Origin of the sequence: Bacillus cereus group sp. BfR-BA-01331 (assembly GCF_022663915.1) — a bacterium.
GTDB lineage: Bacteria > Bacillota > Bacilli > Bacillales > Bacillaceae_G > Bacillus_A > Bacillus_A mycoides.
The window spans coordinates 280,917-293,251 of record NZ_JAKUGJ010000007.1 but is presented as its reverse complement, the minus strand read 5'-3'; the positions used below and the strand labels follow the sequence as shown (position 1 = coordinate 293,251).

The following is a 12,335-nucleotide window of genomic DNA, read 5'->3' as shown; positions in this document are numbered from 1 at the left end:
CCTGTATTACCTTGAGGTCCTTGAGGTCCAGTAGCACCCGTGTTGCCTTGCGCACCTTGAGGTCCAGTGGAACCGGTAGCACCTGTGAAACCTTGAACGCCTTGAGGCCCAGTGGAACCAGTAGAACCTGTGTTACCTTGCGTACCTTGAGGTCCAGTGGAACCAGTAGCACCTGTGTTACCTTGAACGCCTTGAACGCCTTGAGGTCCGGTAGCACCCGTGTTACCTTGAATACCTTGAGGTCCAGTGGCACCTGTATTACCTTGAGCGCCTTGAGGTCCAGTGGAACCGGTAGCGCCCGTGTTACCTTGAATACCTTGAGGTCCAGTGGAACCGGTAGCACCCGTGTTACCTTGAACGCCTTGAGGTCCAGTGGAACCGGTAGCGCCCGTGTTACCTTGAATACCTTGAGGTCCAGTAGCACCCGTGTTACCTTGAGGTCCAGTAGGTCCAGTAGGTCCTCTGCCGAACGAAGCTGAATTAACTAGAGTAGTTTGTAACTCTGCAATTAATTTAAGGAGTTCTTGGAGTGTACAAGGATCAATTCGGAATAACTTTGTAATGTAAAGTAAATAATTAATTAAAATTTGAAGTTCAACAAATACAGCACTTGCTACGAAGGTTGGATTTTTTAATATAGTTATTAAGTTTTTAATGATGGCTAATCCTTGTGCTTTCAGAGCGGAAGTAGTGTCTAGTGAACAGATGAATTTACTTAGTAGGTGCAATGTATCTATTAGATCCTCTATGTTTTTGGAAGATGGATTGGCGAAAAGTTTAGGGATTATTTTTATTAAATCGTTAATGATTGCGCGGAATGTTCTAATTTGCGCTTTAGTAATTGGAATCGTTGGGGTAGTTGGAATTCGTCCAGCGCTAGTTGGAAAGCATGGATTGGAGTATTTATTTTGATTGTCATTAAAGCGAGACATTAAATCTCTCCTTTCTAATAAGAATGTGAACGAAACTCATCATAGTAGATGCAGAGAGTAGTTAAATGGTCATAGTGAAATGGGTTCTTTCGAGAAAAAATAAAAAAAACGCCTTATTATAGGGCGTTTTTTTTATTTTCAGCATACTGATAATACCGTTTTAGTGAAATTTTTGATTTGAAGCCAACTAATTTTATGATCTCTGGCTCTGGGGTTTGTTTTTTTATTAGGCGTAAAATAAATGTGTTCCGGAAATGTTGTCCAGAAATGCCTTTACGTAAATTCGCTCTTGCTACTTCAAGTCGGATCATTTTTTGAATAGCGATTTCTGTTAGTGCTTTTGGTGCGTCGTTTTCATATACCCATCTGTATGTTCCGCGGTTAAAATCGAATGCAACAAACAACGGGTCATTACTATGGTATTTAGGGCGAACTGGTTCTGGAATACTTTTATAATATGTGTACAGTTGTTTTTTGTCTTCGATTGCTAATGTGATTGTTCTTTCTACTCCTGCGGTTGCTGGAATAGAAAGTGTATTAGTTTCAAAATGAACGTGATGCATAGTTAATGCTGTAAGCTCTTGTAAGGATAGTCCGTAGTCGATTAATATACTTAAAATCGCGATATTACGATCCATTAATAACGGACGAACGGGACGTTGTTTTTCTGAAAGTCCTTCTAATGAAGTGACTATATGCTTTAATCTTTTTTCCTCATCGTATGAAATGAAATCTTCATTGCGCAATGCACGGTTTGGCTGAATAGTAATTTCCATATCCTTTAATGGATTCGGAATGTTAAGAAAATGATGCATTCTATTTAATACAATAAATACACGATGCATTGTTTTCTCAGAGTAGTGTCGATTCTTTTTTAAGTCTGAAAAGTAATCTTCATAGTCTTTTGTACAAAGTGTTGCCCATATATTACTGGAAGGGAGCTTTTTGTTTTTTTCTAACCAATGTCCAAAATCTTCAATGTCATAAACATAACGTTTAATGGTTGAAGACTTTCGGCCTTTATTCAATAAAAAAATAGAAAAGGCTTGTATTGTATCATGGAATTCCGTTGTTTCCATAGTCCCACCACCTTGATTATTTCTTATATTATAGCAAACTTTTCTGAAAATAGGCATTTGCAAGAGGGACTGGAATAATAATATTTGGTGAGTGGATAAAATGAGGTGATTGTATGGAACAATCGATGCGTAAGAAAAATAACAATCAAATTAATATTGTATTAAACCATCGAAAGAAAATTTCGTTACCGGCATCAGAAAATAAAACGGTAATTTCAAGTGAAACCACTACTAAACATGAGATGTTGCAGAGAATTGAAGAAGAGATGGGAAAGCTTGTTGGGATGGATGAAATAAAAAAGATAATAAAAGAAATTTATGCTTGGATTTATGTAAATAAAAAAAGACAAGAGATGGGGTTGAAATCTGAGAAGCAAGTGCTTCACATGTTATTTAGGGGGAATCCCGGTACTGGGAAGACAACCGTTGCTAGAATGATAGGGAAATTATTGTTTGAGATGAATATTTTATCGAAGGGGCATTTAGTTGAAGCAGAACGTGCTGATCTTGTGGGGGAGTATATCGGTCATACAGCGCAAAAGACGAGAGATTTAATAAAAAAGGCCATGGGAGGTATTTTGTTTATTGATGAGGCGTATTCTTTAGCGCGGGGGGGAGAGAAGGATTTTGGGAAGGAAGCTATTGATACACTTGTGAAGCATATGGAAGATAAGCAGCACGGTTTTGTATTAATTTTAGCTGGATATTCAAGAGAGATGAATCATTTTCTTTCATTAAATCCAGGGTTACAATCTCGTTTTCCATTTATTATTGAATTTGCGGATTACTCCGTAAATCAGCTGTTGGAAATTGGAAAGAGAATGTATGAGGAGCGTGAATATCAGTTATCTAAAGAAGCGGAGTGGAAATTTCGAGATCATTTACATGCGGTAAAGTATTCGTCGCAAATTACATCGTTTAGTAATGGGCGATACGTACGGAATATTGTTGAAAAATCGATTCGTACACAAGCTATGCGATTGTTACAAGAGGATACGTATGATAAATATGATTTAATTGGGATATCAAGTATGGATTTAATGCTTGAAGAGGAGACGCACAGTACGTAAACTGTGCGTCTGTTTTTATGCATAAGTTCGTTTACTCTTTTTTTGCTTTTTCTTGGTGAGTTTTATGAAGACGTTCCATTTTAGCGCTCTTTTCGTGCGCTGAATTTGGATCATGTCCAAATTGGTTTACTGAGCTTTTTTGAGCTCCTTTATTAACATGGTTTGTCATTTGCATTCACCTCGCTTTAAAAATTAGTATAAACATTATGTAAAGAAAAACTCGTTAGAAAAGAAAAACCTCTTTACGATATGTAAAGAGGTTAGATTGTTATTTATGCATTGAGCGCTCCTTTGTATCGATGCGTCTATGCGGTAAATGCCATTTGTAATGAATAGAAACCATGCGGAAGCAAACAATTAAAATGAATAAGGTGTATAGAGCCCAATCGCTAACGATGACTTTAGCGCCAATCAAAAAACCGGCTAAGATCGTCCAAAACGCATATACATCAGCTCGAAGGACGAGAGGTTTTCTACGTGCTAAAAGATCACGAATAATACCGCCGCCAATGCCAGTTAAAACAGCAGCTACAATTGTAGCGCTAATGGGTAAATTTAATTTTTGGGCGTATAGAGCTCCTTGTACGGCGAACGCTGATAAGCCGATGGCATCTGTGATGTTTTCCCACTTTTTCCAATGCTTAATTAATTTATTAGGAAAAAGAAAAATGATCGTCATTGATAATAGTGCGATTTGGAATAACATGTCTTGTTGCCAAAACGCGACGATTGGATAACCGATTAATAAATTACGAAGGGCACCTCCCCCAAATGCGGTTGCCATTCCTAAAATATATACCCCGAAAATATCATAATCCTCTTCCATTGCAACAATGGCTCCGCTTAGTGCGAAAGCGATTGTGCCTATGATGCTAAAAATCTCCCATGCCATGAATTTTCTCCCCCGCTAACTAGATGAAATGTGCTTCCTCTGCTATTATATTAGAAGGTTTAAATTTCGAAAAGGATGAGTGAACATATTTGATGGAAGAAAAAGAAAAAATCATATTAGTTGGCTGTCAATTGCCACAAGATGATGATGAAAAATTTATGCATTCCATGAAAGAGCTTGCATCGCTAGCGAAAACTGCGCGAGCGGAAGTGTTAGTATCAACGACGCAAAAGCGCCCGAAGTTTCATCCGGCGACTTATATAGGAAAAGGTAAACTAGAAGAGCTTGCAGCGTTGACGGAAGAATTAGAACCAGCTGTTATTGTTTTTAATAATGAGTTAACACCAAGTCAAATTCGGAATTTATCTTCAGTATTAGATGCGAGAGTGATTGACCGAACGCAGTTAATACTAGATATTTTTGCGCAACGTGCGAAATCGAGAGAGGGTAAGCTTCAAGTAGAATTAGCTCAATTGCAATATACAATGCCGCGCCTTATGGGACAAGGTCTTGCTTTATCACGTCTTGGTGGTGGAATTGGTACAAGGGGACCAGGAGAGACGAAGCTTGAGACAGATCGTCGTCATATTCGATCTCGTATTGATGAAATAAAGAGACAACTTGCGGTTGTTGTGGAGCATCGAAAAAGATATCGTGAGAGAAGAAAAGATAATAAAGTGTTTCAAGTTGCGTTAATTGGGTATACAAATGCAGGGAAATCTACGTTGTTTAATAGATTAACGGAAGCTGATACGTTTGAAGAAAACTTATTGTTTGCAACGCTAGATCCGACGACAAGAAAGATGCCGTTACCTTCTGGTTATACAGTGCTTTTGACTGATACGGTTGGTTTTATACAAGATTTACCTACGTCACTAATTGCTGCTTTTCGATCTACGTTAGAAGAAGCTGGGGAAGCGGATGTTATTTTACATGTTGTTGATTCAGCAGATCCTAATTATGTAGGGCATGAGCAGACAGTAAAACAATTATTGTCGGACCTTGAAATTAATCATATTCCTATTATTACGTTATATAATAAAAAAGATAAATTGCATCAAAACTTCATTCCATTTCCGAAAAGTGATTTCTTAATGACTAGTGCTTTTGAAGAAAGTGATTTACTGCGTATAAAAGAAGCGATAGAAACGAAGATGAAGGAAGAAATGGATGATTATAAAGTGGAAATTCCTCCGAGTGAAGGTAGGTTGTTAACACTTTTAAAGACGGAAACGTTATTAACTAAAATGGATTTTCTAGAAGATAAATTTGTATATGATTGTACAGGGTATATATTTGCTCATTCATCGCTTAAGGGGCAATTAAAGAGATTTTTAGTGGAAGAAGGAGAAAATAATGTTTGATCGTTTGAAAAATGGAGAAAAAATTGCTCCAATCGTAAAAGAAGTAGAAAGTCAAATTACAGAAGTACATAAACATGTGGATGAAGTGATTGAGAGTAACCAATTTCGTGTATTAGAAAGTTTTCGTAAACATAAAATTAGCGATTCGCATTTTATTCCGACGACAGGTTATGGGTATGATGATATTGGTCGTGACACGTTAGAAAAAGTGTATGCTGATGTATTTGGGGCAGAAGCGGGTCTTGTTCGTCCGCAAATTATTTCAGGTACTCACGCAATTTCGACAGCTCTATTCGGTATTTTACGTCCAGGAGATGAACTACTATACATAACAGGAAAACCATATGATACGTTAGAAGAAATCGTTGGTGTACGCGGAAAAGGTGTAGGCTCATTTAAAGAATATAATATTGGTTATAACGCAGTTCCGTTAACTGAAGAGGGATTTGTGGACTTTGAATATGTTGCAGCTGCGATCCGTAGTAATACGAAGATGATTGGTATTCAGCGTTCAAAAGGATATGCTACTCGTCCGTCGTTTACTGTTTCACAAATTAAAGAGATGATTGCGTTTGTGAAAGAGATTAAACCTGATGTTGTTGTATTTGTAGATAACTGCTATGGCGAATTTATTGAAGAAGAAGAGCCATGTCATGTTGGTGCGGACTTAATGGCAGGCTCTCTTATTAAGAATCCTGGCGGTGGAATTGTTAAAACTGGTGGTTACATTGTTGGTAAAGAGCAGTATGTTGAAGCGTGTGCATATCGTCTAACATCTCCAGGGATTGGTGCGGAAGCAGGGGCATCTTTATACAGTTTGCAAGAAATGTATCAAGGTTTCTTCTTAGCGCCGCATGTAGCGGGACAAGCGCTAAAAGGTGCGATTTTTACAGCTGCATTTTTAGAAAAGTTAGGGATGAATACATCACCAGCTTGGAATGCACCAAGAACGGATTTAATTCAGTCTGTTCAATTTGATGATAAAGATCGTATGATTGCGTTCTGTCAAGCGATTCAATATGCATCTCCAATTAATTCTCATTTCACTCCATATGCAAACTATATGCCGGGTTATGAAGATGATGTAATTATGGCTGCGGGGACGTTTATTCAAGGTGCAAGTATTGAGCTGTCGGCTGATGGTCCGATTCGTCCGCCTTATGTTGCTTACGTGCAAGGTGGGTTAACTTATTCGCATGTAAAGATTGCGATTTGTTCTGCGATTGATGCGTTAATTGAAAAAAAACTATTAACAATTTCTTAAAGGAAAGCTGTCGATTTCGGCAGCTTTTTTCGTGTGAAAGTAATGATTTGTGCCATTAGAAAAAAAATGAAAAAAATTACAAAAAAATCATGTAAGAAAATCTAACATCTATTGACACTAAACATAACATGGTATAAAATGAGAAACAGTTAAGGCGAAGGAGGAACTGAAACAATGAAAGAAGATAGACGTTCTGCTCCGCTGTTTCCAATTGGTATTGTAATGGATTTAACACAATTATCTGCACGTCAAATTCGCTACTATGAAGAGCATAATCTTATTTTTCCAACCCGTACAAAAGGGAATCGTAGATTATTTTCATTTAACGATGTAGATAAATTGTTGGAAATTAAAGATTTGTTAGATCAAGGCTTAAATATGGCCGGAATTAAACAAGTATTGCAAATGAAAGAAAATCAAACAGAAGCAGTGAAAGTAAAAGAAGAAACGAAAGAAATTTCAAAATCCGAGCTTCGCAAAATTCTTCGAGATGAACTACAACATACAGGTAGATTTAATCGGACCTCATTGCGACAAGGTGACATTTCAAGGTTTTTTCACTAAAGATAACTGATTCTGAAGGTGTTTAGAGGGACTAAGGAGGAATTTATAATGGCTAGGTACACAAAAGAAGATATTTTCCGTTTGGCGAAAGAAGAGAATGTAAAGTATATCCGTCTGCAATTTACGGACCTTTTAGGGGTAATTAAAAACGTAGAAATTCCAGTGAGCCAATTAACAAAAGCTCTTGATAACAAAATGATGTTTGATGGATCTTCTATTGAAGGTTTCGTACGTATTGAAGAATCTGATATGTATTTATATCCGGATTTAGATACTTGGGTAATTTTCCCTTGGACAGCTGAAAAAGGTAAAGTAGCTCGTTTAATCTGTGATATTTACAATGCTGATGGTACTCCATTTGATGGCGACCCACGTAACAACTTAAAGCGTGTGTTAAAAGAAATGGAAGCATTAGGATTCTCAGATTTCAATCTTGGACCAGAGCCAGAATTCTTCCTATTTAAAGTTGATGAAAAAGGAAATCCAACATTAGAATTAAACGATAACGGTGGATACTTCGACCTTGCGCCGATGGATCTAGGGGAAAACTGTCGTCGTGATATCGTTCTTGAACTTGAAGAAATGGGCTTTGAAATTGAAGCATCTCACCATGAGGTTGCGCCAGGTCAACATGAAATTGACTTTAAATATGCAAATGCAATTCGCTCATGTGATGACATTCAAACATTCAAGCTTGTTGTAAGAACGATTGCTCGTAAACATGGTTTACACGCAACATTTATGCCGAAACCATTATACGGTGTGAACGGTTCAGGTATGCACTGTAACTTATCGCTATTTAAAAATGGTGAGAACGTATTCTTCGATCAAAACGGTGATTTACAATTAAGTGATGATGCTCGTCACTTCATTGCAGGTATTTTAAAACATGCGCCAGCATTTACAGCGGTAGCAAACCCAACTGTAAACTCTTACAAGCGTTTAGTACCTGGATATGAAGCTCCATGTTACGTAGCATGGTCTGCACAAAACCGTAGTCCATTAGTGCGTATCCCTGCATCTCGTGGTATTAGTACACGCGTAGAAGTACGTAGTGTTGACCCAGCTGCGAACCCGTATTTAGTAATGGCTACATTATTAGCAGCAGGTCTTGATGGAATTAAAAATAAATTAACTCCACCAGCTGCAGTAGACCGTAACATCTACGTAATGACAAAAGAAGAGCGTGAAGAAGCAGGTATCGTTGACTTACCAGCAACATTAGCGCAAGCGTTAGTTACTTTACAAGCTAATGAAATCGTATGTGGTGCATTAGGTGATCATTTACTTGAGCACTTCATTGAAGCAAAAGAAATTGAGTGGGATATTTTTAGAACGCAAGTTCACCAATGGGAACGCGATCAATATATGTCTCTATACTAAGAGAGAAAAAAGCCCTAATACTACGGTATTAGGGCTTTTTCGTCATTTATCTACAGTGAAAAAACACGAATATTGTCGCATTTTTTTTAGTGTCATCAGGAAGTAATTTATTGAAAATAATTTGTGTTGACTCGTTCTGTATAAAGAACTAAAATGGCATTAACTAGAAATGTTTGTATATTAAAAAGAATAAAAATATTGTTTTTTTCTTAAGTTTTTGATGCCAATTTCAAGTTGAAGCTCATTGGTTTTAAATGAGGAGGGAAGTTATGGATAAGGAAATAAATTTGAAAAATCTATTTACTATTATACGGAAAAGAATTTGGATCATTCTATTATTTACAACTCTCACAACAGTAGCAGGAGCGATGTATACTATATATGTAAAAACACCATTATATGCCTCTTCAGCAAGGGTTATTGTTCAAGCTAATGCTGAAACGATGAATACATTGAAAGAGATGGTAAATGAGCCTGTAATATTAGAAAAAGTGGCTGCTGAATTGAATATTAACAGATCTGCAGGTGCATTAAGTGGACAAATAAGTACAGAAAGTGTACAAGGGTCCCAGATTATGAGAATAAATGTAGTGGATATAGATCCTGTGCTTGCTCATAAAATTGCAAATACTACAGCCGTTGTTTATAAGAAAGAAGTAGCGAATATACTGAATTTTAATAATGTGAGTATATTACCAGAAGACCCAGTTCAAAAAAATTCTATGCCTATAAATATAAATCACTTTAAGACGATACTAATTGCATTCTCTATAGGTATGGTGCTCAGTATTGGATTCATTTTTTTATTGGATTCACTTGATGAGAGAATCAAATCGGAACGGCGAATTGAACAATTGTTAGATGTCCCTGTTTTGGGCGGAATATCTAAAATGAATAGAAAAAATGTGAAAGACAAATTCAGTAAAAAAAATACGGTATTATTGGGGGAGGGAACGGAGTGGCTTACAAAAATAGACGAAAAACAAATAAAGTTAAAGGAGAAAGTATAATTGTACATACCGCTCCAAGATCGAAAATTTCGGAGCAGTATCGTTCGCTTCGAACAAACCTTCAATTATCTTCATCTATTCATAAAAGCAGAACTATAGTTATTACTTCTCCGAGGTATGGTGAAGGAAAATCAACGATTACAGTTAATTTAGCAGTCTCAATAGCACAAAAAGGTGAAAAAGTATTGGTAATAGATGCAAATTTACGAACACCAACGATTCATGAAATGTTTGGAGTAGAAAATACAATTGGATTAATTGATATATTGAACGGAAAAACAACTTTAGAGGGCGCCGTGAAAAAAACAGAGATGGAAAGTCTGGATGTATTAACTAGCGGACCGGTACCATTCAATCCATCCGAAGTACTTAGTTCGAGTGCAATGGATATGTTAGTTCAAAAGGCAATGGAACGATATGATATTATATTATTTGATTCTTCTCCTGTACTAGAAGTAACAGATACAAGTGTATTGGCTGATAAGTGTGAAGGTGTATTATTGGTGATACGTTATAATCGTACTGTGAATGAAGATGCGCTTGAAACGAAAAGGGCGTTAAGTTTTACGAAAAGTAGGATATTAGGTGCGATTTTGAATGGAAAAGTATAAATAACATAAATGGACTTTTAAAAAAAGAATTTAATATCCTTATATTAAGATGTTCTTTATAAAGAATTTTTTAAAGAGCTACGATGTGGTGATGTCTCCTTACCGCTATCAACGGAGGCACTCGATTATGCTGTGGGTTGTGAAAACAACCTTAGATGCGAGTCATCAAGAGTGTAATGTGAGGCCGGGTTAGATGCCCATGTTTTATTAAAGTTTCTAACTATGTGCTTTTAATAAAGAGAATATAGTTAGAAACTTTAAATTTGAAAGAGTTAAGTATGGAATTGATTAAAGGAGGAAGTTACATGACGTATCGGCGGAGGATATCGTTATTGCTTTTAATGGATTCAATGATTGTGTTAAGTGCTATTTTCTTTAGTTATTTCTTTGTAAATGCTAGCTTTAGTGTTATCACTTTATCATCAATTATTAGCTCTATCACTCTATTAGTCAGTCATCATTTATTTGCTTTAATGTATAAGTTGTATAATAAAGCTTGGGAATATGCAAGTATAGGAGAATTACTCATTATATGCAAAGTTGTTACATTTTCTATAATTGCTACAGCAGTTGTGCAGCAACTAATCATGCAAAAAATGTATTTTCGGCTGTTAGTTGTAACTTGGATGATTCATATTTTATTAATTGGTGGTTCACGTTTTATATGGAGAATGTACAGAGATATTTATTATGTAAAAAAGGGTGATAAAAAAAGAACGTTAATTGTTGGTGCGGGATCTGCTGGGACAATGGTTGCAAGGCAGTTGTTAAAGAATAGTGCTGCCGAATTAATGCCAGTCGCATTTATTGATGATAATGTAAAAAAACATAACCTTGATATTTGGGGTATTCCAGTAATTGGTGGTAAGAATCAAATTGAGTATGTTGTTAAAAAACTGAATATTGAAATAATAATTTTGGCAATTCCTTCATTAAACAAAAGAGAGCAAAATGTTATTTTGAAAAGATGTTTAAAAACAGAAGTGAAAACTCAAATTCTTCCGATGTTAGAAGACTTAGTAACGGGTAAAGTATCGGTGAACGAATTCAGAGATGTTCAAGTAGAAGATTTATTAGGGCGCGATCTTGTAGAACTTGATGTGGATGTTATTTCAGATTATATAACTAACAAAGTTATTTTAGTTACTGGTGCAGGAGGTTCAATTGGTTCGGAAATTTGTAGACAAATTGCAAAATTTAGGCCGAAAAGGTTGATTTTACTAGGGCATGGGGAGAACAGTATTTATTCTATAGAAATGGAATTAAACAGAAAATATGGAGATATGAAAGGCACGTTTATTCCTGAAATCGCAGATATACAAGATGAAAAAAAGATGAATTTAATAATGAATAAACATCTTCCAAATGTTGTATATCATGCAGCTGCACATAAACATGTACCACTAATGGAGAATAATCCTGAAGAGGCTGTTAAAAATAATTTGATTGGAACTATGAATGTATCAGAGGCAGCGAGAGCACATGGAGTAGGAACGTTTGTTATGATTTCCTCTGATAAAGCTGTGAACCCGACGAGTGTTATGGGAGCAACAAAGAAATTAGCTGAGATGGTAATTCAACATAAAGATAAAATAAGTCATACAAAGTTTGTTACTGTACGCTTTGGGAATGTCTTAGGAAGTAGAGGGAGTGTTATACCTTTATTTAAGAAGCAAATTCAAAATGGTGGCCCAGTTACAGTTACCCATCCTGAGATGGTTCGGTATTTTATGACAATACCAGAAGCATCTAGGCTTGTAGTGCAAGCTGGTTCTTTAGCTAAAGGTGGGGAGATTTTTGTGTTGGACATGGGAGAACCAGTAAAAATAGTCGATCTTGCCAAAAATCTCATTCGGTTATCAGGAAACTCTGTGGATGAAATAGGAATAGAATTTACTGGTATACGCCCAGGAGAGAAACTTTTTGAAGAATTACTAAAAGAAGATGAAATGAATGAGAAGCAAGTTCATCCGAGAATTTATGTAGGGCAAGAAATGAATGTTCGTATAGAAGAGGTAGAAGAATTCGTCTCTATATATGAAGATTTGAATGAAGCGGAATTGCGAGATAGATTATTATATTTAGTTAATCATCGCAAGCCTTTGAAAATATTAATTCCAGTATCAGGATAATGGTGTGTGAGCTTAATAAGAATAAAATAAGATG

12 protein-coding genes are annotated in these 12,335 nt (G+C 36.3%); 8 read left to right on the top strand and 4 right to left on the bottom strand.

All coding sequences use genetic code 11. The annotated features are described in order from the left end of the window. Both MR155_RS15940 and MR155_RS15935 read right to left on the bottom strand, forming a co-directional pair. On the bottom strand, positions 1-932 hold a 932-nt coding region (locus tag MR155_RS15940; RefSeq protein ID WP_242310504.1), incomplete at its 3' end, for a collagen-like repeat preface domain-containing protein. A gap of 116 nt (positions 933-1,048) precedes the next feature. Beyond that, the gene (locus tag MR155_RS15935) at positions 1,049-2,011 is read right to left on the bottom strand and encodes a tyrosine-type recombinase/integrase (RefSeq protein WP_242310502.1); all 963 of its coding nucleotides are present in this window, start codon (positions 2,009-2,011) and stop codon (positions 1,049-1,051) included. A 113-nt stretch (positions 2,012-2,124) separates the two neighbouring features. Between MR155_RS15935 and spoVK the strand changes: the two genes are divergently transcribed. Next, entirely contained in the window at positions 2,125-3,081 is a 957-nt protein-coding gene (gene spoVK, locus MR155_RS15930; protein WP_002014481.1) for a stage V sporulation protein K, read from the top strand. 31 nt (positions 3,082-3,112) lie between these two features. On the opposite strand, the gene MR155_RS15925 is transcribed toward spoVK, so the two are convergent. Together MR155_RS15925 and MR155_RS15920 are read right to left on the bottom strand one after the other, a co-directional pair. Beyond that, positions 3,113-3,250 carry a hypothetical protein gene (locus tag MR155_RS15925; RefSeq protein ID WP_002087943.1) on the bottom strand — a complete coding sequence of 46 codons (138 nt, stop codon included), beginning with the start codon at positions 3,248-3,250 and terminating at the stop codon, positions 3,113-3,115. A 99-nt stretch (positions 3,251-3,349) separates the two neighbouring features. After that, positions 3,350-3,973 (bottom strand): trimeric intracellular cation channel family protein, encoded by a 624-nt coding sequence (locus MR155_RS15920; protein ID WP_002014478.1) that lies wholly within the window; start codon positions 3,971-3,973, stop codon positions 3,350-3,352. 92 nt (positions 3,974-4,065) lie between these two features. Between MR155_RS15920 and hflX the strand changes: the two genes are divergently transcribed. The 7 genes from hflX to MR155_RS15885 all read left to right on the top strand — a co-directional run bounded on the left by hflX (position 4,066) and on the right by MR155_RS15885 (position 12,301). Beyond that, entirely contained in the window at positions 4,066-5,337 is a 1,272-nt protein-coding gene (hflX, locus tag MR155_RS15915; protein ID WP_113936896.1) for a GTPase HflX, read from the top strand. Further along, positions 5,330-6,601, top strand: a complete 1,272-nt coding sequence (locus tag MR155_RS15910; protein WP_219303357.1) for a methionine gamma-lyase family protein — start codon at positions 5,330-5,332, stop codon at positions 6,599-6,601. Before hflX ends, MR155_RS15910 begins: the two co-directional genes overlap by 8 nt. A gap of 174 nt (positions 6,602-6,775) precedes the next feature. Beyond that, on the top strand, positions 6,776-7,165 hold the full coding sequence (gene glnR / locus MR155_RS15905) for a transcriptional repressor GlnR (RefSeq protein ID WP_002014475.1): 390 nt from the start codon (positions 6,776-6,778) through the stop codon (positions 7,163-7,165). A 48-nt stretch (positions 7,166-7,213) separates the two neighbouring features. Beyond that, a complete protein-coding gene (gene glnA / locus MR155_RS15900; RefSeq protein ID WP_219303356.1) occupies positions 7,214-8,548 on the top strand; it encodes a type I glutamate--ammonia ligase in 1,335 nt (444 codons plus the stop codon). Positions 8,549-8,817: 269 nt separating this feature from the next. Further along, on the top strand, positions 8,818-9,558 hold the full coding sequence (locus tag MR155_RS15895; RefSeq protein WP_242310500.1) for a YveK family protein: 741 nt from the start codon (positions 8,818-8,820) through the stop codon (positions 9,556-9,558). Next, positions 9,507-10,169, top strand: coding sequence for a CpsD/CapB family tyrosine-protein kinase (locus MR155_RS15890; RefSeq protein WP_113936898.1), 663 nt, complete (start codon positions 9,507-9,509; stop codon positions 10,167-10,169). Before MR155_RS15895 ends, MR155_RS15890 begins: the two co-directional genes overlap by 52 nt. Positions 10,170-10,474: 305 nt before the next feature. Beyond that, positions 10,475-12,301, top strand: coding sequence for a polysaccharide biosynthesis protein (locus MR155_RS15885; protein WP_219303354.1), 1,827 nt, complete (start codon positions 10,475-10,477; stop codon positions 12,299-12,301). Positions 12,302-12,335: the final 34 nt, after the last annotated feature.

What these genes read in the sequence shown, in the direction of transcription:
- MR155_RS15935 (WP_242310502.1), bottom strand. Translation starts at nt 2,011, where the DNA reads ATGGAAACAACGGAATTCCATGATACAATACAAGCCTTTTCTATTTTT.
- spoVK (WP_002014481.1), top strand. Translation starts at nt 2,125, where the DNA reads ATGGAACAATCGATGCGTAAGAAAAATAACAATCAAATTAATATTGTA.
- MR155_RS15925 (WP_002087943.1), bottom strand. Translation starts at nt 3,250, where the DNA reads ATGACAAACCATGTTAATAAAGGAGCTCAAAAAAGCTCAGTAAACCAA.
- MR155_RS15920 (WP_002014478.1), bottom strand. Translation starts at nt 3,973, where the DNA reads ATGGCATGGGAGATTTTTAGCATCATAGGCACAATCGCTTTCGCACTA.
- hflX (WP_113936896.1), top strand. Translation starts at nt 4,066, where the DNA reads ATGGAAGAAAAAGAAAAAATCATATTAGTTGGCTGTCAATTGCCACAA.
- MR155_RS15910 (WP_219303357.1), top strand. Translation starts at nt 5,330, where the DNA reads ATGTTTGATCGTTTGAAAAATGGAGAAAAAATTGCTCCAATCGTAAAA.
- glnR (WP_002014475.1), top strand. Translation starts at nt 6,776, where the DNA reads ATGAAAGAAGATAGACGTTCTGCTCCGCTGTTTCCAATTGGTATTGTA.
- glnA (WP_219303356.1), top strand. Translation starts at nt 7,214, where the DNA reads ATGGCTAGGTACACAAAAGAAGATATTTTCCGTTTGGCGAAAGAAGAG.
- MR155_RS15895 (WP_242310500.1), top strand. Translation starts at nt 8,818, where the DNA reads ATGGATAAGGAAATAAATTTGAAAAATCTATTTACTATTATACGGAAA.
- MR155_RS15885 (WP_219303354.1), top strand. Translation starts at nt 10,475, where the DNA reads ATGACGTATCGGCGGAGGATATCGTTATTGCTTTTAATGGATTCAATG.